26 protein-coding genes are annotated in these 21126 nt (G+C 59.9%); 16 read left to right on the forward strand and 10 right to left on the reverse strand.

Features of this window, described 5'->3' with window-relative positions:
* Positions 1-47: 47 nt before the first annotated feature.
* Positions 48-350, forward strand: coding sequence for a hypothetical protein (locus ACFWW2_RS22385; protein WP_393932037.1), 303 nt, complete (start codon positions 48-50; stop codon positions 348-350).
* Positions 351-381: 31 nt separating this feature from the next.
* On the opposite strand, the gene ald is transcribed toward ACFWW2_RS22385, so the two are convergent.
* Positions 382-1500, reverse strand: a complete 1119-nt coding sequence (gene ald / locus ACFWW2_RS22390; protein WP_393932039.1) for an alanine dehydrogenase — start codon at positions 1498-1500, stop codon at positions 382-384.
* A gap of 139 nt (positions 1501-1639) precedes the next feature.
* Between ald and ACFWW2_RS22395 the strand changes: the two genes are divergently transcribed.
* The 3 genes from ACFWW2_RS22395 to ACFWW2_RS22405 all read left to right on the forward strand — a co-directional run bounded on the left by ACFWW2_RS22395 (position 1640) and on the right by ACFWW2_RS22405 (position 4330).
* Positions 1640-2098, forward strand: a complete 459-nt coding sequence (locus ACFWW2_RS22395) for an Lrp/AsnC family transcriptional regulator (protein ID WP_393932041.1) — start codon at positions 1640-1642, stop codon at positions 2096-2098.
* Between the two features lie 163 nt (positions 2099-2261).
* On the forward strand, positions 2262-3545 hold the full coding sequence (locus ACFWW2_RS22400; RefSeq protein WP_393932043.1) for a matrixin family metalloprotease: 1284 nt from the start codon (positions 2262-2264) through the stop codon (positions 3543-3545).
* Positions 3542-4330: a transferrin-binding protein-like solute binding protein gene (locus tag ACFWW2_RS22405; RefSeq protein ID WP_393932045.1), complete on the forward strand. Its 789-nt coding sequence runs from the start codon at positions 3542-3544 to the stop codon at positions 4328-4330. Before ACFWW2_RS22400 ends, ACFWW2_RS22405 begins: the two co-directional genes overlap by 4 nt.
* On the opposite strand, the gene ACFWW2_RS22410 is transcribed toward ACFWW2_RS22405, so the two are convergent.
* Genes ACFWW2_RS22410 through ACFWW2_RS22420 form a run of 3 tightly spaced genes read right to left on the reverse strand, consistent with a single transcriptional unit; the run spans position 4327 to position 7307 of the window.
* The gene (locus tag ACFWW2_RS22410) at positions 4327-5535 is read right to left on the reverse strand and encodes a Coenzyme F420 hydrogenase/dehydrogenase, beta subunit C-terminal domain (RefSeq protein ID WP_393932047.1); all 1209 of its coding nucleotides are present in this window, start codon (positions 5533-5535) and stop codon (positions 4327-4329) included. The genes ACFWW2_RS22405 and ACFWW2_RS22410 overlap by 4 nt on opposite strands.
* Before the next feature lie 31 nt (positions 5536-5566).
* Positions 5567-6340 (reverse strand): aspartate dehydrogenase, encoded by a 774-nt coding sequence (locus tag ACFWW2_RS22415; protein ID WP_393932049.1) that lies wholly within the window; start codon positions 6338-6340, stop codon positions 5567-5569.
* A gap of 16 nt (positions 6341-6356) precedes the next feature.
* Positions 6357-7307 (reverse strand): L-threonylcarbamoyladenylate synthase, encoded by a 951-nt coding sequence (locus ACFWW2_RS22420; RefSeq protein ID WP_393932051.1) that lies wholly within the window; start codon positions 7305-7307, stop codon positions 6357-6359.
* Positions 7308-7423: 116 nt separating this feature from the next.
* Here ACFWW2_RS22420 and ACFWW2_RS22425 point away from each other — a divergent pair, with 116 nt between their 5' ends.
* Entirely contained in the window at positions 7424-9127 is a 1704-nt protein-coding gene (locus ACFWW2_RS22425; RefSeq protein WP_393932053.1) for an acyl-CoA dehydrogenase, read from the forward strand.
* The gene (locus ACFWW2_RS22430) at positions 9127-10164 is read left to right on the forward strand and encodes an MBL fold metallo-hydrolase (RefSeq protein WP_393932055.1); all 1038 of its coding nucleotides are present in this window, start codon (positions 9127-9129) and stop codon (positions 10162-10164) included. Before ACFWW2_RS22425 ends, ACFWW2_RS22430 begins: the two co-directional genes overlap by 1 nt.
* On the opposite strand, the gene ACFWW2_RS22435 is transcribed toward ACFWW2_RS22430, so the two are convergent.
* Genes ACFWW2_RS22435 through ACFWW2_RS22445 form a run of 3 tightly spaced genes read right to left on the reverse strand, consistent with a single transcriptional unit; the run spans position 10161 to position 11916 of the window.
* On the reverse strand, positions 10161-10901 hold the full coding sequence (locus ACFWW2_RS22435; RefSeq protein ID WP_393932057.1) for a hypothetical protein: 741 nt from the start codon (positions 10899-10901) through the stop codon (positions 10161-10163). The genes ACFWW2_RS22430 and ACFWW2_RS22435 overlap by 4 nt on opposite strands.
* Complete coding sequence (locus tag ACFWW2_RS22440) at positions 10861-11676, reverse strand: class II glutamine amidotransferase (protein WP_393932059.1); 816 nt, start codon at positions 11674-11676, stop codon at positions 10861-10863. Before ACFWW2_RS22440 ends, ACFWW2_RS22435 begins: the two co-directional genes overlap by 41 nt.
* Entirely contained in the window at positions 11677-11916 is a 240-nt protein-coding gene (locus tag ACFWW2_RS22445; protein WP_393932061.1) for a DUF6356 family protein, read from the reverse strand.
* A gap of 106 nt (positions 11917-12022) precedes the next feature.
* On the opposite strand from ACFWW2_RS22445, the gene ACFWW2_RS22450 reads away from it, so the two are divergent.
* The 4 genes from ACFWW2_RS22450 to ACFWW2_RS22465 all read left to right on the forward strand — a co-directional run bounded on the left by ACFWW2_RS22450 (position 12023) and on the right by ACFWW2_RS22465 (position 13784).
* Positions 12023-12484, forward strand: a complete 462-nt coding sequence (locus ACFWW2_RS22450) for an Lrp/AsnC family transcriptional regulator (protein WP_393932063.1) — start codon at positions 12023-12025, stop codon at positions 12482-12484.
* On the forward strand, positions 12481-12960 hold the full coding sequence (locus ACFWW2_RS22455) for a DUF6173 family protein (protein ID WP_393932065.1): 480 nt from the start codon (positions 12481-12483) through the stop codon (positions 12958-12960). The genes ACFWW2_RS22450 and ACFWW2_RS22455 overlap by 4 nt, the downstream gene beginning before the upstream one ends.
* 65 nt (positions 12961-13025) lie before the next feature.
* Complete coding sequence (locus ACFWW2_RS22460) at positions 13026-13163, forward strand: aa3-type cytochrome c oxidase subunit IV (protein WP_393932067.1); 138 nt, start codon at positions 13026-13028, stop codon at positions 13161-13163.
* Positions 13164-13169: 6 nt separating this feature from the next.
* A complete protein-coding gene (locus tag ACFWW2_RS22465) occupies positions 13170-13784 on the forward strand; it encodes a hypothetical protein (protein WP_393932069.1) in 615 nt (204 codons plus the stop codon).
* Here the strand turns inward: ACFWW2_RS22465 and ACFWW2_RS22470 are convergent.
* Complete coding sequence (locus ACFWW2_RS22470; RefSeq protein WP_393932071.1) at positions 13768-14103, reverse strand: AzlD domain-containing protein; 336 nt, start codon at positions 14101-14103, stop codon at positions 13768-13770. The two genes, ACFWW2_RS22465 and ACFWW2_RS22470, sit on opposite strands and share 17 nt — an antisense overlap.
* A complete protein-coding gene (locus tag ACFWW2_RS22475) occupies positions 14100-14819 on the reverse strand; it encodes an AzlC family ABC transporter permease (RefSeq protein ID WP_393932073.1) in 720 nt (239 codons plus the stop codon). Before ACFWW2_RS22475 ends, ACFWW2_RS22470 begins: the two co-directional genes overlap by 4 nt.
* A 60-nt stretch (positions 14820-14879) precedes the next feature.
* Between ACFWW2_RS22475 and ACFWW2_RS22480 the strand changes: the two genes are divergently transcribed.
* The 6 genes from ACFWW2_RS22480 to ACFWW2_RS22505 all read left to right on the forward strand — a co-directional run bounded on the left by ACFWW2_RS22480 (position 14880) and on the right by ACFWW2_RS22505 (position 20019).
* Positions 14880-15761 (forward strand): formate dehydrogenase accessory sulfurtransferase FdhD, encoded by an 882-nt coding sequence (locus tag ACFWW2_RS22480; protein ID WP_393932075.1) that lies wholly within the window; start codon positions 14880-14882, stop codon positions 15759-15761.
* Positions 15762-15826: 65 nt separating this feature from the next.
* A complete protein-coding gene (locus tag ACFWW2_RS22485; RefSeq protein ID WP_393932078.1) occupies positions 15827-16285 on the forward strand; it encodes a hypothetical protein in 459 nt (152 codons plus the stop codon).
* A complete protein-coding gene (gene mobA / locus ACFWW2_RS22490) occupies positions 16282-16869 on the forward strand; it encodes a molybdenum cofactor guanylyltransferase MobA (protein ID WP_393932080.1) in 588 nt (195 codons plus the stop codon). Before ACFWW2_RS22485 ends, mobA begins: the two co-directional genes overlap by 4 nt.
* Positions 16866-17357 (forward strand): molybdopterin-guanine dinucleotide biosynthesis protein B, encoded by a 492-nt coding sequence (gene mobB, locus ACFWW2_RS22495; protein WP_393932082.1) that lies wholly within the window; start codon positions 16866-16868, stop codon positions 17355-17357. The genes mobA and mobB overlap by 4 nt, the downstream gene beginning before the upstream one ends.
* A 17-nt stretch (positions 17358-17374) precedes the next feature.
* Positions 17375-19444: a gephyrin-like molybdotransferase Glp gene (gene glp, locus ACFWW2_RS22500; protein ID WP_393932436.1), complete on the forward strand. Its 2070-nt coding sequence runs from the start codon at positions 17375-17377 to the stop codon at positions 19442-19444.
* A complete protein-coding gene (locus tag ACFWW2_RS22505) occupies positions 19441-20019 on the forward strand; it encodes a GNAT family N-acetyltransferase (protein ID WP_393932084.1) in 579 nt (192 codons plus the stop codon). The genes glp and ACFWW2_RS22505 overlap by 4 nt, the downstream gene beginning before the upstream one ends.
* Here ACFWW2_RS22505 and mbfA read toward each other — a convergent pair.
* A complete protein-coding gene (gene mbfA / locus ACFWW2_RS22510) occupies positions 20016-20993 on the reverse strand; it encodes an iron exporter MbfA (protein ID WP_393932086.1) in 978 nt (325 codons plus the stop codon). The two genes, ACFWW2_RS22505 and mbfA, sit on opposite strands and share 4 nt — an antisense overlap.
* Positions 20994-21126: the final 133 nt, after the last annotated feature.

Below are 21126 nucleotides of genomic sequence, written 5' to 3' on the forward strand. Positions count from 1 at the left end.
AAGGTCCGCCTAACCGGCGGACCTTTTTCGTTGAAAGGGGATTGGATATGAGAATCAACGTTCTGACCGTATCACTCTTGGCGATGGCTGTGACCGGTTGTGACATGGACCCGCCCTATAGCCCACTAGAGGCGTCCGGGCTTGTCAGTGTGCGACCTTATCCGATGCCTGCGGATGTCTGCCAGGTTATCGGTGAAAATGAACTGACGGTTGAATATCTCGATGATGCGGCCATCCTGATTGGCTGCCCGGCGGTTGAAACTGGCGCGATTGCCGATCGGCTGGCCGAAGGGGCCATGCAAATCACGCAAGTTGGCGAATGGGTGCTGTTCTCACAGCCGTTGCGCTGACGGCTCCGCTGGTAAGATGGGTTTCAACCCATCACGCCTTCAGGGCAAGACTGGGCGAAATCACGTCGATTCCCAGCGCCTTGCCGACCGCATAATAGGTCAACTGCCCCGCATGCACGTTCAGACCGTTCAGCAGATGCGGATCGTCCTCGCAGGCCTGCCGCCAGCCCTTGTCAGCCAGTGACAGCATGAACGGCATGGTCGCATTGCCCAGCGCAATGGTCGAGGTCCGGGCGACGGCCCCGGGCATGTTGGCCACGCAGTAGTGCATGATACAATCCACATCATAGATCGGGTCCTGATGCGTGGTCGCCTTTGACGTCTCGAAACAGCCGCCCTGATCAATAGCCACATCCACAAGGGCCGCGCCGGGTTTCAGTTCCGACAGCTGCGCCCTGGAAATCAGCTTGGGTGCGGCCGCCCCCGGGATCAGCACCGCGCCGACGATCATGTCAGCGGCGCGCGCCAGCTCAATCGTGTTGCCCGCGCTGGCATAAGAGGTTTTAAACACACCGCCGAAGACATCGTCCAGATAACGCAAGCGTGGCAAGGACCGGTCCAGCACCGTCACATCCGCGCCCATGCCGGCGGCAATCCGGGCCGCATGCGTGCCCACCACACCACCGCCAATCACCACGACGCGAGCAGGACCGACCCCTGGCACGCCACCCATCAAAACACCGCGCCCGCCATTGGCCTTTTGCAGGGTCCATGCACCCACCTGCGGGGCCAGCCGCCCTGCGACCTCTGACATGGGCGCCAATAGCGGCAGACCGCCGCGATCATCCGTCACAGTCTCATAGGCGATGCAGGTCGCCCCGCTTTTCATCAGATCCTTCGTCTGTTCGGGGTCGGGGGCAAGATGCAGATAGGTGAACAAAATCTGACCGTCGCGCAGCATTTTCCGCTCAACCGGCTGCGGTTCTTTCACTTTTACAACCATATCGGCGATTTCGAAGATTTCAGGGGCGGTCCCGACAATGGTGGCACCGGCCGCCACGTAATCTTCATCAGGAAAGCCTGCGCCTGCCCCTGCGCCGGTTTCGACGCTGACTTGGTGTCCGTGGCTCACCGCCTCTCGCGCGGCGTTTGGTGTCAGTCCGACGCGAAATTCCTGTGGTTTGATCTCTTTAGGGCATCCAATATGCATGTCCGGTCTCCTCCCGATCTTCATCTGCGAGATTTGCCCGAATGCGGCGCAATTGTACCGGCATTTCTCTTGGATGATGGCGATAACAGCGATAGGAATGTGCGGCAAACCAACAAATCATCGAAGGATCGTGCGGCAAATGGAACTCGACAGTATCGACCGGCGAATCCTTGAGGTTCTGCAGAAGAAAGGGCGGATGTCCAATGCAGAGCTGTCCGAGGTCGCGAACCTATCTCCATCGGCCTGTCACCGGCGGGTGCAACGGCTTGAGAAAGAAGGCTATATTCGTGACTACGTGGCCCTCCTCAACCCGCGCAAGGTGGGGCGACCGACCACTGTCTTCGTCGAAATCACGCTGAGCGGTCAGGCGGACGAGGTTCTGGATGCGTTCGAAAGGGCGGTCGCACTGGTGCCGGATGTGCTGGAATGTCACCTGATGGCTGGTACGGCGGATTATCTGCTGAAAGTAGTAGCCGGCGACACCGAGGATTTCGCCCGTATCCACCGCCGCTATCTGGCAACCCTGCCTGGGGTGGCGCAGATGCAATCGTCCTTTGCGCTGCGAACGGTGCGGCAGACGACGGCGCTGCCGGTTTGACCACCGTTCGGCAAAAAACCGCACAAATGCGCAGCAAATCTAAACCATTGACCAGTATGGTGCCGAATTCTTCGTGCTTTGGTCACAATTTGGCCATGTCACGTCGCAACCAGTGATTATCGGTGATTTTCGCGCAAATCCCTCCAGGCAAGGACGGAGTTACATGACCTATCAGTTGATTGAGGCCAATTTTGACGGGCGGGTTCAAAACCTTAAATGGGGTGATGATGAATTGGGTCGTGCAAGTAACGAGATCACCTGGTCGTTGTCGCTGGCGGGACTTGATTTCGATGGAATGGACTATTCGATCAGCCAATTCGAACAGGCCACTCAAGCGGCATTTGACGCATGGGCCGCAGTTGCCAATCTGACCTTTCGCATGGTGACTGGTGACGCTGACATCGACGTCGTCACGGCCACCGAGGCTGAGGAGCCCCGCCTGGCCGGTGGTACAGTCGGTCTGGCGCGTTACAGTTTCTCTAGCGGGGATGATCGGTTCAACGACGTCGCTGAACTCGTTGCAGCGACGGTTTACATGGACCTCGCCGTCACCTGGAGCCCTTTTGGTGGCAGCGATACCAACCCCAACGATGCTGATGGCGATCTGAGTTTCTTTGGTGTGGTTCTGCACGAAATCGGCCATGCGCTGGGCCTCGAACATGTGAATGACACGTCTGAGATCATGAACCCGTCCATCTCGACAAACTCGCTTGGTGACGGCGACATCACCGGTATTCAGGCGCTTTATGGGGTTCGCAACTATGGGACATCCGGGGTCGATAACATCGATCTGAGCGATGGTATGACTGGTGTCGTTATCAGGGCGCTTGCGGGTAACGATATTGTATCGGCGAGCCAGGGCAATGACCAAATCTTTGGCGGTTTGGGCGATGACACGCTGTCGGGCAATGACGGTGACGATTTCATCGTTGATGTCTTTGGGACCAATACGCTTGTCGGTGGGAATGACAACGACACGTTGATCGGCGGTGTCGGGCAGACGACCGCAAACGGAGAGTCTGGCAATGACATCGTGATTGGCGGTATCGGGAACGACATCATTGATGGTGGTGCTGGCAATGACATCCTGCGTGGCGATCCCGGCGGCAGCTTTATCTTCGGAAACGACCGCCTGACGGCAGGTGCGGGCGACGACATCCTCGAAGGCGGTGGCGGTGCCGATACATTCATCTTTGTCCGTAATGGCGGCGACAACACAATTGGCGAATTCCGGATTTCCGGCGACAGTGCTATTGTGACCGGTAGCGACTATCAGGTGGGGATTGACGAGGTTGATCTGACTGACTTTGGCTTCGTCAACTTCTCCGACGTGCAGGCTAATCTTCGGACCGACGGCAGCAACGCGATCTTCGAAGACCAGAACACGATTATCACCTTTATCGGCATCACGGCTGGGCAGCTGACAACAGAGGACTTCCTGCTATGACTTTCCCTTTGCTGAAAACGGGCACGGGCCTCATGGCCGCCATGCTGCTAGGTGCTTGTGGCAGTGGTGGCGGGGATGATACCGTGGTTGATCCGACCGTCGAAGTGACCGACCCTGCCTATACAGCGTTGAGCGATCGCACATCGACCGAAACGCGCACTCTCACCTTCATTTTTCTGGAAAACGGTGATCTTGACGATGAAAACGGCAGTGTCTTCAGCTACGCTGACGGGACCATTTCTGGGGGTGCTCTGGGCGGGTTTGGTATTGATGATGCCGAATTTACCAATCCTGCCAACGGAGAATTCACCCGCATCCTGACCACATCAAGCAGCGGAAATCTCTTTGGGGTTGTGGGTATCGGAACAGAAAGCGCTGATCGACCGGACAGCGGAACAGTAAACTATAATGAAGGTTGGATTGGCGTTACGGCAACAGCCGATAGCAAAGTATATGTTCTTGAAGGCGATGCGAGCCTTACTGCGGACTTCGACACGGGTGAAGTCAGTGCGACCTTCGCAGGGTTTTCGGGGACCGATGAGCTTGATCAGACTGTGAACAATGCTGGCACATTGACCGTCACCGGGGCGCCAATTGTTGGGCTTGGCGGATTTTTTGAAGAAGGCACCGTTGCTGGTACGGGCATATTTGCAGACATTGATCCAGATCTGAACAACACAGAGTTTTTTGGCGCTTTTTATGGTCCTGATGCAGACGAGGTTGGCGGCGTTATCGATGTGGATACCGGGCCGGTCACAGTCAGTGGAGCCTTTCAGGCCGACTAGCCGCCTTCTTGACGCTCACTATCTTCCCGCTCTAACCCATAAGGCTTCGCCAGGTTCCAGACATGCTCTGGCACCATGTTCTTCATCTTTGCCGGTTCCGCCCGGCGCAGATGTAGGACGGTTTCAGCCGCCTTCATCTCGACCCGCGCGCGGGCGAATTCTAGCCCCCGTGGTCCGATCCACGGCATCAGCCAGCCCATGATCCCGCGTAGCCAGTCTGGCATCCGGCGTAGCGGCAATCCGCCTGCGGCCAGCCGCGTGTTTTCGACAAACCCTTTCACCGATCCGGCCCGTTTGCCCCATGATCCGGGTGGTTCCAGCGTCACCTCGCAATCCAAAGCGGCCAGCATCTCGGCCCCCCGCGCATTGCGGACGATCAGCCATTGTTCCCCTTCGCCAGCCATATAGCCCACTGTGATATCGGCGAGCCGGTTGGTGTAATCCACGCAGGTGCGGCAGGTCAGCGGAAAGAAATCGTCAGGCAGATCGCTGATGGGAAGCTTCAGGAACGGGATCAGGCGCTGTGTGCCATCGGCGAAACGCAGTTCCACGTGATAATCTGCCCGAAACTCCAGATAGGTCACTATCTCTGGCGCATCGGTCAGCAGGGCCAGAAAATCATGGAAATTCTCGGTCGTCGTGTTGTCGGAACACGGCGTACCGATGACATAAATCCGGTCAAATCCCAGTTCGGCTTCCAGCGCGCGCAGGGCGTAGATCTGGCAGGGGATACCGATGACGGCGATGCGTGTGTGGCCTGCGTCCCGCGCCGGTTCGAGCAGTGCGAGCAGAGGGGCATAGCCCATCCGCATGCCGCGCGCCTCGGCCATATCGGCGGGGTCTGTGATGATGGCGGGGTGCGGTCGCCAGCGATCCACCGGGTCCGGCACCATGGTCAGCACCGCATCCACCGCGCCCATTTCCAGCAACCTTTCGGCCAGTCGCGTGGTCAACCCGGTCCATTGTGCGCCTTTCCGGGCTGGGCGCAGGGCAGCGCGATACATCACCTGTGTGACGCCAAAGAACCGTTCATCGTCTTGATCGGTTGCGGCGCGACCATGCACCAGCGTTTCCAGCGTAGGATAGTCTGGTCTGATGAACTGGCAGGCCTTGCCACAGGCCGCCGGGTCCGCCATGCGCGACACCCCGCAATCGGTGCAAAGGCCGCGTGGCGCCGGATCTGCAAAAGACGGGGTGGTGATCATGCCCGCAGCCTAGTCGCTATGACGGGGGTGTCTAGAACCCAATCTGCCGCTGGGGGTCGACGAGTGCTGCAACCACGCTCATCGCCGCAAGGGCAGAGCTGCGCGGGTTGTCCGGCAGGCTGTTGCCAGCGATTGTGAACTGCATATCACCAAAATCACCACTGGCGCTGATCTGGTGGATGTTGGTGGTCACGCTAGGATCGGCGATCAGCTCTACTTTTGTCCTGTCCAGCCCAATTCCGGCGAGCGCCACCGCTGCCGCCACATTGGCGTTCTTGGGGTAGGCCAGCGCGGCCTCGCGAGCGGACCCTTTGAAATGTACGGCGGCCTCTGTGATTGCATCAAGATCGAGCGTCCTTTCTGCAGGCGAACCGCGCCAACCGTCGGGTGGTTTGCGTCCGGTGTAGGTCACCTGATCGAGCTGCCCCACCGTAGCCGCCCGCAATGCATCAAGCCCGCCAATGGCGCCAGTGGCGAGCGACAGGCGCGCGCCACCAGCCTGCGCCGCTGCCAACAACCGGTCATGCAGATCAGCGTCTGCCAGCGCGCCCAGCGATACGGTCAGCACATCGATGCCGCGTGCCAGGGCGGCGGGTCGATGGGCTGCCAACGCCGCATGGCCGCCACAATCGACGATCAGATCAACCGCCCCCGGCAGATCACCAACGCACGAGATGCTTGGCGGTGACCCCGCCATCTCCTTGCCCGGTCGGACGATCTGGGCGATCTCTGAAATCCCGTGCCGCTTGATGTGCGCCCGGACATAGCTTGCGATAGCCCCTTGACCGATGATTGCGATTTTCATGATGGTTTTACCCTGTCTACCCGCGCGGGGCCGCAGCCCGGCGCAGGCGATCATTGATGGCGCGCCCCAATCCGTGGTCGGGGATGGGTGAAACGGCAATCCGCTTTGCACCCATCGCGTCCAACCGGTGCAGACAGTCAAACAGCCGCGCCGCAGCCTCGGTCAGATCGCCCGAGGGGGACAGGTTCAGCGGTGCATCGACCGGGCCAAAACCCAACAGGACCTCGTCCGGAGCCGCCTTTTCGGCATTGAGCCGCACCGTACCGGTGGGCGCGTAATGCGAAACGAGTTGGCCGGGTGCCTGCGGCGTTGCGGGGTCCGTCGCCACTGCCAATGGCTGACCCAGACACGCCTCTAGGGCCTCGGTCGGTATCCCACCTGCGCGCAGCAGCGTCGGTAATCCGACGCAGCTGACAATCGTGGATTCGACACCCACACCACATGGTCCGCCATCAACCAACCCGTTGATCTTATTGCCAAGCCCGGCCTTGACGTGTGCTGCTGTCGTTGGGCTGACCCGCCCTGACGGGTTCGCGGAGGGGGCCGCTATCGGCCCGTCAAAGGCCTGAAGCAGCCCCTGGGCGACGGGATGATCCGGTACGCGTACCGCCAGTGTATCAAGGCCCGCCGTGACCAGTTTGGAGATGCCTGCATCGGCCTTTAGCGGCAGCACAAGCGTCAATGCACCGGGCCAGAATGCTCCGGCCAACCGCCGTGCATCATCGTTGAACCGGCAGAGGTTTTCTGCGGCCGAAAGGTCAGGCAAATGCACGATGAGCGGGTTGAAACTGGGGCGCCCCTTGGCGGCGAAGATGGCTGCGACGGCGGTGTCATCGCGGGCATCCGCCCCCAGCCCATAGACCGTTTCGGTTGGGAACGACACCAAGCCACCGCGCGCCAGAATGGCGGCGGCTTGCGCCAACCCGACCGGATCGGGGCCAAATGTCTGTAAGGTCGCATTGGTCATGACGTGGCGTTTTGCTAGATGGGTGTGGGGCTGTCAGGTAGGTTAGAATGGAATTGAAGATGCATAACTGTGGCGTCCTCCTTTGCCAAGTCACAGCATAAACCGGAGAGAAAACAATGCCTTATCGCGCCCCTGTCAGCGATTTCCGCTTTCTGATGGACCATGTCGTCGGCTTTTCCGATGTGGCGGCGACCGAACGGTTCGCCGAAGCCACCCCCGATATGGTCGACGCGATCCTGACGGAGGCGGCGAAAATGTGCGAAGAAATCCTCGCCCCGCTGAACCGTAACGGTGATCTGCACCCGGCGCATCTGGAAAACGGCGTTGTGCGCACCTCGCCCGGATTTACCGATGGCTATAAGGCGATTGCCGAGGGTGGCTGGATTGGCATGTCGGCTGACCCAGAAAACGGAGGTATGGGTCTGCCAATGACATTGACAACGACGGTCAATGAAATGATGTCGTCAGCCTGTTTGGCGCTGCAACTGAACCCCCTGATGACCCAAGGCCAGATCGAGGCGCTGGAGCATCATGCATCCGATGCGATCAAGGAAACCTATCTGCCCAAGCTGATTTCGGGCGAATGGTGCGGCACGATGAACCTGACCGAACCGCAGGCCGGGTCTGACGTGGGCGCGCTGCGATCCAAGGCCGAGCCGAATGGCGATGGCAGCTATGCGATCACCGGCCAGAAGATCTATATCAGCTGGGCCGATAATGATTTCACGGAAAACGTCTGCCATCTGGTGCTGGCGCGCCTGCCGGACGGTGTGCCGGGAACAAAGGGGATCAGTCTGTTCATGGTGCCCAAATTCATCCCCGATGCCGATGGCAATCCCGGCAAACAGAACGACCTACGGGTGGTGAGCCTTGAGCATAAGATGGGCCTGCACGGATCGCCTACCGCTGTCATGGAATACTCTGGTGCGACTGGCTGGCTCGTCGGCCCAGAGCACGGCGGCATGGCCGCGATGTTCACGATGATGAACAATGCCCGCCTTGGCGTTGGCGTTCAGGGTATCGGCGCGGCCGAAGGCGCGCTGCAGCACGCGCTGGCCTATGCGCAAGAGCGGAAACAAGGCAAGGCCCCCGGCACCGGTACGATTATCGAACATGCTGATGTGCGCCGGATGCTGACCACGATGAAGGCCGATATCTACGCCGCTCGTGCCGTCGCCCTGCTGAACGCGGTTGCCATCGATATGGCGCTGGCGACCGGAGATGCAGGGTGGAAGGCGCGCGCTGCCTTCCTGACACCCATCGGCAAGGCCTTTGGCACAGATGTGGGCATTGAAGCGTCCAGCACAGGTGTGCAGGTCCATGGCGGCATGGGCTTTATCGAGGAAACAGGCGCTGCCCAGTATTCCCGCGATGTGCGTGTGACGGCGATCTACGAAGGCACCAACGGCATTCAGGCAATGGACCTGGTGGCCCGTAAACTGATGGACGGGGGCGAGGCCGCGTTCCGTCTGCTGGAAGAAATCCAGCAAGGGGCCGAAGCCGCCAAGGCGACATGCCCCGAACTGGCCGAGGCTGTATGGGATGCGGCTGAGTCCCTGCGCGAGACGACCGAATGGCTGGTCGAACAGGGCGATCTGAACCAGCGTTTTGCGGGCGCGGTGCCTTACCTGCGCGCCTTTGCCCGTGTGCTGGGCGGGCATGTGCATCTGGCCTCTGCGCTGGCTGGCGATGAGGCACGCGAAAAACTCGCCACCTTCTATATCAAGCGCCTGCTGCCGGAGCATATCGGCCTGCTGGCGCATGTGCGTGAAGGTGCGGACGATCTGATGGCGATCACGCCGGAAGAACTGGCCGCCTGATGGCTGACGGCGCAAGCGGTATCCGTTATCCCTTTGCGGAGCCGCCTGGCGAAGGCGACGCAATCCAGATCGCCGACGGCGTGTTCTGGATGCGCCTGCCGCTGCCGATGGCGCTGGATCATGTGAATGTCTATGCGCTGGATGATGGCGACGGCTGGACAGTGATCGACACCGGTTTTGCGTCCAAGCGCAGCCGCGCGATCTGGAACACGTTGCTGGATGGCCCCTTGGTTGGCAAACCGGTGACCCGCCTGATCGTGACCCATCACCATCCTGACCACGTAGGACTGGCAGGTTGGTTCATCACCAAAGGCGCCGACCTACATATGCCCCGCACTGGCTGGCTGATGGCGCGGATGCTGACGATGGACCTGCAGGAACGGGCTACGTCAGAGACGCTGGATTTTTACAGGCGCGCTGGCATGGACGAGGCTGAATTCGAGAAACGCAAGACTGATCGCCCTTTCAATTTCGCGGATTGTGTCGTGCCGCTGCCTGTTGGTTATGCCCGGCTGAAAGAGGGTGAGACCATCACGATGGGCGGGCGTATCTGGGATATTCGGATGGGTGACGGGCATGCGCCGGAACACGCAACCTTCTGGAGCCGGGATGATAATCTGGTCATTGGCGGCGATCAGTTGCTGCCGTCAATCAGCGCCAATCTGGGCGTCTACCCGACAGAGCCGGAGGCTGATCCGGTGACCGATTGGATCGCGTCTTGCGAACGTCTGGCTCCTTTTGCCCGCGACGATCAATTGGTGCTGGGTGGGCACAAGCTGCCTTTTACCGGCTTGCCACTGCGGATCAGTCAGATGATCGAAAACCATCATGGGGCATTGGCGCGGCTGCTGGATCACCTGACTGAACCGCGAACGGCGGGTGAATGCTTTGCCCCGCTTTTCAAGCGCAGTATTGGATCGGGTGAATACGGACTGGCCCTGGTTGAGGCGGTGGCGCATCTGAACCATTTGCATCAGACAGGGAAGGCCGTTCGGGAGCTGACGGATCAAGGGGCCTGGGTCTATCGTGCCATCTAGGACACGTTGGTATCAACCAGTCCGAAGAACGCGCCAGCCGGGTCTGACATCACGACCAGTTCGCCCATATGCGGAATAACTTCGGGGTGGACCTGAATGATGCCGCCGGCGCGCCGCGCCCGCTCTGTATCGCCGCCAACACTGGATGATCGAAAATAGGGGATCCAGCGCGGCGGATGGATGTCCACATCGCTGTTGCGCAGGAACAGGCGAGGCGTGGACCGGTCGCGGAGCATGATGCCTGTGTCTGTCGGGACGGCCTGCAGATCAAGGGCGGCGGCATAGAAATCCGCCGCGTCTATCGCGCCCGGACCCCAGAACTCTGCCATGCAGGGATCACCATATTGGTCATGTGCAGGGACATCCTGGTCCAGGGCAATGAGCGCGAAGGGATAGCCGCGATTGTCGAGCGCGTTCAGCAACAAGCCCAGATCACCAAGGCGGTGAATGCCTTGACCGACGTCGCCGCCACCGGCGATGATTGCCTTTTCAGCCTTCTCTAGGTCGCCCGAAAACCATAGGTTCCAACGCGGTGCGGCAAACGATCCCATCGCCATGAACTGATTGCCAAAGAGGCGCTTGCGGTTGACGATATTGGGCATCGCGCCCCACGGCGGAACGTGCAGAGGGCGCGACCACCACCCGAAAACTGTTTCATAAAATGCGATCCCGGCCTGGACCCGCTGGGCGTTCAGCTCAAGCCAGATGGGCCGTCCGGGACGGATCTGCTGTGTCATTGGTACGCTTCCCCAGGGTCAACCCCATCACCGGTTCTAACCCGGCTTGGGTGATGGTGCAAAGCGTATCGTCAGGTACCGCTGTCCAACGCGATGCCACACCGCAGAGCGGTTCTGACGCCAGCGCGCGCCCGCCATTGTCCAGCACACCAGATACATAAAGTGTCGGACTGATGCCATTAGAGCCGTGCCGAAAGGCATAGAGCGTTTGCCCGTCAGAAAAGACGCAGGTCAGTTTGATGGGACCCTGATCAGTGGTCGGGCCAATATCGGCGAGGGTTTGTTGCACTGCCGATGCCGGGTCATTCTCCAGCCCGTGATGCAGCAATGTCAAAAATATCATCTCGCTATCTGTGGTGCCGCGCCGCAAATCGAACAGATGGTCGGGCAGGGCCGCCATCACCCGCCGCTTGATTGCCCCGAAATGTGGGATCTGCCCGTTATGGCAGAACGACCAGTTCTTGTAAGTGAAGGGGTGACAGTTGGTTCGGCTGGTTTCGCCCACCGTCGATGCCCTGATATGGGCGATGAAATGGTGTGAGCGGACCATCCGGCACAGGTTGGTCAGGTTGTCATCCGCCCAAGCGGGCAGCACGTCGCGATAAAGCCCCGGTTCCGGGTTGTCGCCATACCAACTGATCCCGAAGCCGTCGCCATTGACCGCCAACTTCGCCTCGGTCGCGTGTTGGCTTTGCGTCAGAAGCGAATGGTTCGGCCGGACGACGATGTTTTCAAGCGGGATCGCGGGGCCGGTATAGGCAGCAATACGGCACATTCAGTGGCGGGCCATGATCCGGGCATGCAACCGCTTGAGGATGCGGCTGGCCGTGGTTTCACAGAGCGCGGGAATGACCGCATGGATCAGGGCCGCAATCGCCGCCACTCCAAGCCAGAACGAAAATCCGAAGGCAAAGCGCATATGCCCGAAATAGGTTTCGTTCACCGTCGCCGGGTGATCAAGAAAGATCGCGGCAATTGGGTTGCGGCGGCTGGTGCTGTGGCTTGCGTCGGACATTGGTAGTTCCTTTGGCTGACCTTCGGTGCAGACTATGCGAAAGGTAGAGTCAAGCGATCCCAAATATGATTGCGCGATCACCAAATATTGGGATACGGTCCCAACAATGACCGGAAGAATAGATACTATAGACCGCGCGATCCTGCGCTTGCTGCAAAATGACGCCACGCTTTCGGTGGATGATGTCAGCAGCATGGTCAACCTGTCGCGCAATGCCTGCTGGCGCCGGATCAAGGCGCTGGAACAGGCGGGGGTGATTACGGGCCGCGTCGCGCTTGTGAACCCGGCCAGCGTGGGTGTGCCGCTGACGGCAATGGTTCTGATCCGCACCAACGCCCATGACGCCAAATGGATGGATCAGTTCCAGACAGCTCTGCGCGCGCTGCCGGAGGTGGTGGGCGCCTATCGCATGACCGGCGATCTCGATTACGTGCTGCGGGTGCGGGTTGCCGATGTGCCGGCCTATGATGCGTTCTATAAACGGCTGACATCACGGATTTCTGTCTCGGATATCTCTGCCAGTTTCGTTATGGAGGAGATCAAGGAAACAACGGCGGTGCCCCTATGACCCAGACGACCATGAGTATCGACACCTCGGCAGAGCTGCTGGAAAATGACATTCTGCCCAAGATGAAAGAGGTGCATACCGATCCTAATGTCGGCTGCCCGTCTGACAAGGAACTGCCCAAGGCGCTGGTGGAATCCACGGCCAAGAAAAGCCCGGCGCAATGGGCCTATGAACGAATCATCATGTATATTCAGAATTTCGAACAGCAGTTGGACAATGACCACGAGGTAGGCATGGGGCTGGCCGGGGGGAATGTTGGCGTGATCCGGATCGAAGGGCTGGGCTATTATGATCCGGACATCGTAACCTATTACGGCACGAACGAAATTGGGGCAAAAACCCAGCTGATCCAGCATGTCAGCCAGTTGAATGTCACCCTTGTAGCGAGCCCCAAACACATTGATCAGCCAGAACCGAACCGGATCGGTTTCCGCCTGGCCGAGGCGCTTGAGCGATCCGAGAATGTGACGACCTGACCGGGTGACAGCCCGTTTTTTATCGGCTATGCGGTGACCAAGCAGAATTACGAAGGGGCCGAAAGATGGCTGACAATTACAAACCGGGTGAAATGGATATCAGCGTTCAGGAAAAGACCTTTGCCGGCTTTATCAGCATGGTCACCAAGGGCGCGATCATCTGCATTCTGGTGTTGATCTTTATCGCTCTGGTCAACGCCTAGGCCTTTATGAAACGGCGTCAGTTCCTGATCGGCTTGCCGCTGGCCGTGTCTGCGTGCACCGCGCAAGAGGTGTGGGCCCCTGACGATGTGATTGCCCGCGCCATCCATCGTGGCACCGGGCCGAAATCCCTGACGCTTTACACCATGAAGAATACAGGGTCCGATAATGGGGCCCATTCGGCGCTGATGATCGACGCCAGCCAACGGGTCATGTTCGACCCGGCTGGATCGTGGAAACAGGCCCGGATGCCGGAACGCAATGACGTGCTGTTTGGTGTGACCCCGGAGCTGGAACAGTATTATGTCAGCTTTCATGCCCGCGTCACCTATTACGTGATAGGCCAGCAGATCGAGGTGTCGCCAGAGGTTGCTGAGCGCGCATTGATCCTTGCCCTGTCGAACGGCCCGGTGGCGCAGGCTAATTGTACCCGAGCCACGTCGCGCCTGATCGGGCAGCTTCCGGGGTTTGAAAGCATTCGCCAGACATGGTTTCCCAACAAACTGTCGGACGATTTTGCAAAGCTTCCCGGGGTCACGACTCGCGAATATCGCGAGGCCGATGCCGACGACAAAAGCATTGCCGCCCGCGAAATCGACGCAGCCCTCAGAGCAGGGCAGTAACGCCCAACCCGGCATAGAGCGTGACTGCGCCCCCAATGATCCCCCACAGCACATTGCGCGTCCACAGGCCGATGGCGAGGGTCGCGATGGCGGCGATCATGCGCACCAGATCTGGCTGACCTCCGGTTGCGGCAGGCCAAAGCACCAGTGGTGCCACCATCCCCGGCAAAACGGCGACCGGCGTAAACCGCAACAGTCGCAAGATGATGGGTGGCATGGGGCGATCCCCGATCAGCCCCAGAAACGAAAATCGGATCAGGAACGTACCCACGGCCAGAACGGCGATAACTCCCCAGATTTCGGCAGTCGAATAGGTCATGCGCGTCGTTCCATCCATGTCTCGACAGCGGCCCCGGTGACCATGGCGGCCAGCGCTGCGATCAGCAGGCCGGTGCCGGACGGCAGGTTGATCAGGGAAAGCGCTACAATGATTGACACTGCTGCTGCGGCGACATGCGCCAGCGATTTCATCATTGGCCCGACCATGGCCAGAAATGTGATCGGCAGGATGAAATCCAGCGCCCAAGCCTCTGGAATGGCCTCGCCCGCGTAGATCCCGACAAGGGTCATGCCGTACCAAAGTGGGGTGATTGGCGTCGCGACCCCGACAAAATACTGGAACCGCTCTGCCACAGTCATTTCCGGCCGCGCCTCGTACCGGGTGATGCTAGTAATATAGGTCTGGTCGAAGTTCAAATAGGATACCAGCGCCCTTTGCCACAAGGGCGCCGCCCCCAGATGTGGCACGAGCGATGCCGAATACATCGCCATGCGCAGGTTCACCGCCAGTGCCGCCAGCAGTACAAAGATGATGCCTGCGTTTTCCATCATCATCTGCAATGCCGCGAACTGGGCTGCACCAGCGATGACCAGCACCGTAAAGCCCATCGCCTGTGCCAAGGTCAGCCCGGCATCGGTGGCCACCACCCCGAACAACGTCGAAAACGGGATCACGACAAAAATGAACGGCCACCCATCGCGCACACCGGCAAGATAGGCGTTTTTGGCTGGTGCTTTGGCGGTGGAAACTGACATCTGATTGCCCTAGCTTGGCAGCGTTGCGACAGGCTTAACCGGGCAGGCAGGGAATGACAATTGGCGCGTCTTGGTGACATTTCTGATTATCTGATCGCCCCGGAACCGGGGGCGGCCCGGCTGACCCGCGCTGTCACGGGGACCGACCAGAACGGGCAGGCGGTTGACCTGAACGTGGTTGAGGAGCGACCGCTGACCATCTTTCTGAACGGCCAAGAGATTGTGACCGCCATGACGATTGGCGATTATCCCGAATACCTTGCCCTCGGGTTTCTGCGCAATCAGGGCATGTTGCGCGACGGTGAGGTGATCAAGGGCGTCGATTACGACGAAGAACTGGAAACGGTGGTGGTGCGGACCGAAGGCACCACGACCTTTGAGGACAAGCTGAAGAAAAAGACCCGCACCAGCGGCTGCGCGGTTGGCACCGTTTTTGGCGATATGATGGAAGGGTTGGAGGGTGTTGTGCTGCCTGATGTGCAGGTGAAGACTTCCGACCTCTATGCGCTCGCCGCGCAGATCAACCGCACCCCGTCGCTGTATCTCGAGGCGGGCGCCATCCATGGCACGGTGCTGTGTCAGGGCGCCCGCCCTTTGGTCTATATGGAGGATGTGGGACGGCATAACGCTGTGGACAAAATCGCCGGCTGGATGCTGTCCGAAAGGGTAAGTGCCGACGACAAGCTGCTTTATACAACCGGGCGGCTGACATCCGAAATGGTCATCAAGACAGCCCTGATGGGCATCCCGGTGCTGGCCTCGCGGTCGGGCTTCACAGCCTGGGGGGTCGAGATCGCCCAGCAGGTGGGCCTGACCCTGATCGGTCGGATGAAAGGGCAACGGTTCGTGTGCCTGGCCGGGGAGGAACGGCTGCTGCGTGATGCGGACCCGGCACAGGTGGCCGATGAGCCAAGGAAAAGCCGGCGGAAGGGGTCGGGATGAGTGAGAACGAGAGTGTCACGATCCGTTATGATGACGTCACCCAACCGGCCCGCGCTTTGGCGCGGATGCGCCGCTTCGGGCTTGGTTCACCTCGCGATCATCTAGCCGTCGAATTTCTGCGCGTGGCCTTTTTTCTCATTCCGCTGCTTTTGCTCTTTGCTGGAGTCATTTCACCGCGCGAGTTTATCGCGGTTTTTGCAGGGTACTTTTTTTTGCGCTGGTTTGAACGGTATTTGAAGCCCAGAATACTTGCTGCCACTGGACCCGTGGCTTTCAAACGCAGGAAAGCAAGCCCGCTGACAATTCAGCTGGACCCGCAGGGACTGAGATCAGAGTCCAATTTTGGCAGCTTGGTGCTTGGATGGGCAGATGTTCCGCCGCCCCGTGTGTTTCAGAATGGTGTCCTGATCCGAGTGTATGAGGAACAGTCGCTCGCTATCGACGCCGATTTTCTCCCGGGCGGGATGACACCGGTCGCATTGGCCGAGAAAATAAGGCGCTGGCAAGAGGTTGTGAGTGAATGAGGGAACCCCTTGGCGTCATTCTTGCCGGCGGTAAGGCGACTCGGATGGGAGGCGGTGACAAGGGGCGTTTGCGGTTAGGTGACCGGACGATCTTGTCTCATGTGATTGAGCGATTGGAACCGCAAGTGGCGGGCCTTGCGTTGAATGCCAACGGTGATCCGGACCGTTTTGCTGATATGGGCCTGCCCGTGATCGCCGACAGCATTGACGGATTTGCTGGGCCTTTATCCGGTGTGCTGGCGGGGCTGGACTGGGCCGCAACGCAAGGGGCCAGCCTTATCGTGACGGCCGCAGCAGACACCCCATTTTTCCCCTGTGATCTGGTTCCCCGTTTGATGCTGGCAGCTGAACAGGCTGGGGCTGACATGGCCCTTGCCGCCACGCCGGGCGGGCGGCATCCAACCTTTGGTCTTTGGCCTGTGGCGTTGCGCGACGATTTGCGGGCCGCGTTGCAAGGCGGATTGCGCAAGGTGGTGCGGTGGACCGACAGGCATGGTTGTGGCATGGCTGAATTTCCTGACGACGCCGCCTTTTTCAACGTCAACACGCCGGACGATCTGGCCACAGCCGAGGCGATGTTATGAGGATTTATGGCGTTGTCGGCTACAAGAACGCAGGCAAGACTGGCCTGATGGAACGGTTGGTGACCGAGATCACAGGCCGTGGTTTCAGCGTTTCGACCCTGAAGCATGCCCATCATACCTTTGATGTCGATCAGCCCGGCAAGGACAGTTACCGTCACCGCATTGCCGGCGCGCAGCAGGTGCTGCTGGCATCGCGCGCGCGGTGGGCGTTAATGACGGAAATCCAGGATGCAGAGGAACCGCCGCTGGCCGATCTGCTGACCCGTCTTGATCCCGTCGACCTTGTGCTGGTCGAAGGCTACAAGCGGGATGGCCATCCCAAGGTTGAGGCGCATCGCTCTGAAACCGGCAATCCGCTGATTGCCCGCGATGACCAGACAGTGCGCGCGGTGGCCAGCGATACCGCGCTTGATCTTCATCGGCCGGTGTTTGACCTGAACGATACGACGGCGATCGCCGATTTCATCCTGTCAGAGGTCGGCTTGTGAGATTCGACCGCGTCATCATGGTGGACTGGTCCGGCGGCAATGATCGCGGCCCGCGCGCCGTGAAAGACGCGATCTGGGCCTGCATCGCTGCGCATGGAGCGGCCGAGGCACCGGTCTATCTGCGTAACCGGCAACTGGCCGAGGCGTGGATCATCGACACGCTGACCGGTCTGCGTGCCGCTGGGCATCGGGTGCTGGTCGGGTTCGATCTGTGCTTTGCCTATCCTAAGGGCTTTGCCACGCAGTTGATCGGGTCCGAGGATACGCTGGCGCTTTGGGATTGGTTTGAGGAACAGGTGCAGGATAGCCCAACGGCCAATAACCGGTTCGATCTGGCCGCCGAGATCAACGCCCGCTTTCCCGGTACTGGCCCGTTCTGGTTCAACGGGCTGCAACGTGACATCGCAAATCTGCCGCGCAAGGGGCGTAATCGGTCAGGGCATGGCCTGCCCGAAAAACGCGCGGCGGATCTGGCGATCCCCGGCAGCTTTTCACCTTGGCAACTGGCCGGTGCCGGTGCTGTCGGTGGGCAGGTCATCATGGGTCTGCCGGTGCTGTCGCGCCTGCGCAGGGCCTTCGGCGCGGATCTGTGCGTTTGGCCTTTCGAAGCCCCGGATGCGCAGATCGTCCTAGCGGAAACCTATTTCTCGCTCCTGCCCGATCTGGTTGCCGCTGATCCTCATACGATCCGTGATGCATCGCAGACATCGCTGTTTGCGCGCGCCTTTTCTGCACTGCCGCCTGACCAGATGGCCCGGCTGATGGCGGTGGATGCAACCCCCGAGGGCTGGGTGCTAGGCGCAGGCGAGGCGGAGACGCTGCGCGCCGCCGTGGCTTTACAACCGCCGCCCTTGCGCAACGATTGCTTTGCGATGCCGCAAGGGGCGCATTGGACACCGGTGGATGAGGCACTGGCGCACCTGAAGGCGCAGCTGTCTGTCGTTACAGGGGTTGAGACGCGGCCAGTTGCCAAGGCGGCGGGGTTGTTTTTGGCCGAGGATGTCCGGGCTGCGCGATCCCATCCACCCGCTCCGAACTCTGCGGTGGACGGCTACGGGTTTGCCGGACTGGCGCCGGAGGGTGTGAACCAACTGCCTTTGGTGGCGGGGCGTGCGGCTGCGGGGCGGCCTTATGACCACGCTGTGCCCGCGGGCTATGCGATCCGCATCCTGACCGGTGCGAACCTGCCGGATGGGGTGGATACGGTCATCCTGCAGGAAGACGTGACCGCGACCGATGCGCAGATCGCCTTTCACGGCCCGTTGAAGAAGGGGGCGAACGCGCGTGATGCAGGCGAGGATATGGTTGCGGGTGACGTGATCATGCACGCCGGACGTCGTCTGACGCCCGCTGATCTGGCCACCATGACGGCGGCCGGGGTTGGGCAGATTAAGGTCCGTAAACCCTTGCGTGTCGGCATTCTGTCCACCGGAGATGAGTTGCGCGAGCCCGGGGATGCCGCAGGTCCAGGCCAGATATTTGACGCCAACCGCCCGATGCTTTGCGCGGTCGCGGCGGCATGGGGCTATAATGTGGTTGATCTGGGCCGCGCGCCGGATGACAGGTCCAAACTGCGCGGCATTCTGGACGATGCTGCCGGACGCTGTGATGTGATCCTGACATCCGGCGGGGCCTCTGCGGGGGACGAGGACCACATGTCGGCCTTGCTGGAGGGGACCGGGACACTTGCTTTGTGGCGCATGGCGATCAAACCGGGGCGTCCTCTGGCGCTGGGGCTTTGGCAGCAGACGCCGGTTTTTGGGCTGCCCGGTAATCCCGTGGCGGCGATGGTCTGCGCGCTGATCTTTGCCCGACCAGCGCTGCGTGTTTTGGCTGGCGGCGACTGGGTCGAACCGCAGGGGTTCATGGTACCCGCCGGTTTCACAAAATCGAAAAAGGAAGGGCGCCGCGAATATCTGCGCGCCCGGATCGAAGATGGGCGGGTGGCGATCTTTCCGTCCGAAGGCTCGGGCCGGGTATCAGGGCTCAGTTGGGCTGCTGGGCTTGTCGAACTGGGCGATGCTGCGCAGCAAATCACCCCGGGCGATCCGGTTCATTTCATTCCGTTCAGCAGTTTTGATATATGATCATCACAACAGGTATACCCGAGAGTAACCGCCCCGAAGCCGCCGCCCTGTATTGGGAGGCGTTTGGTGAAAAGCTAGGATTTGTTTTGGGGCCGAAATACCGCGCGCTGATTTTCATCACCCGCGTTCTGCGGTCCGATCACGGGATCTGCGCCCATGATGAGGATGGTCAACTGCTGGGGGTTGCGGGGTTCAAAACGGCGCAAGGCGCGCTTGTGGGCGGTGAGTTTCGCGATCTGCGCAAGGTCTATGGCTGGGTCGGGGCGTCGATCAGGGCGCTGTTGCTAAGCGCGTTGGAGCGCGACACGGAAAACGAACGGTTCCTGATGGACGGGATTTTCGTGGCGGAAGAGGCGCGGGGAAAGGGTGTTGGCACGGCCTTGTTGCATGCAGTCTATGCCGAGGCGAAGGTGCGGGGGTACCGGCAAGTGCGGCTAGATGTCATCGATACCAACCCGCGTGCGAGGGCGTTATATCTTCATGAGGGTTTTGAAGAGGTCGACACCCGACAGATCGGCATTCTGCGCCATATCTTCGGGTTCAATGCGTCCACCACGATGGTGCGCGACGTCTAGCCCGACCCGATCAGCGCGCCTGCGGCAAAGACCAGCGCGCCCCCCAGCACGACCTGAAACGTCGCCCGCAAAAACGGGGTATCCATGTAGCGGTTCTGGATCCAGACAATCGCCCATAGTTCCACGAAAACGACGATCAGCGCGATGGTGGTTGCAGTCCAGAAATCGGTGATCAGATAGGGCAGGGCATGGCCCAACCCGCCGATTGTCGTCATGATACCGGATGCAAAGCCGCGCTTGTAGGGCGATCCGCGCCCTGAAATCTGACCGTCATCCGACGCAGCCTCGGTAAATCCCATCGAGATACCGGCCCCGACAGAGGCCGCGAGACCGACCAGAAAGGTCGTCCAGGTATCCTGCGTGGCAAAAGCGGTCGCGAATATCGGGGCGAGGGTGGACACCGAGCCGTCCATCAACCCGGCTAGGCCCGGTTGCACCCAGGTCAGTACGAACTGGCGATGTGCCGCACTTTCCTCTTCTGATTTCGCATCGGTGCCAAGATGCTTTTCAGCCAGCGCGCCCGCCTTTTCGGTATGTCCGGCCTCTGCCGCCGCCAGATCGCCCAGCAATTTCCGGGTCGCGGCGTCCGATGTACTCGCCGCAGCGGTTTCGTAAAACCGTTGCGCGTCACGCTCCATCTGTCCGGCTTCTTCGCGGATGCGTTCGAGTCCCAGATTTTCGATCAGCCAGACCGGGCGGCGGGCATAAAAGCCTGACACGTGTTCGCGGCGGATCAATGGAATCACCTCGCCAAAACGGGTGGCGTGCAGATCAATAAGGCGGCGACGGTGTTCATCTTCCTCTACCGCCATGCCATCAAAGACGGCGGCAGAGGCGGGATACTCCGCGCGCAGATGTTCGGCATAGCTGCGATAGATACGCGCGTCGTCTTCCTCGGACGAGATGGCGAGGGCCAGAATTTCCTGCTCTGACAGGTCTTTGAAGCGGCGGCGGTTTGCGAGTCCGGGGATCATTTGTTTTTCCAGGATTAGAATGATTCTAAATTAGCTGATTGCCTGATGAGGGCAAGGGCGAAAAAGTGAACTAATCAGTTCATTTTTCCCTTGCAATCTAAACTGAACTGTTTAGTTATGTTTTTAGAGATAA

It is taken from the genome of Yoonia sp. R2-816, assembly GCF_046762905.1.
Lineage (GTDB): Bacteria > Pseudomonadota > Alphaproteobacteria > Rhodobacterales > Rhodobacteraceae > Yoonia.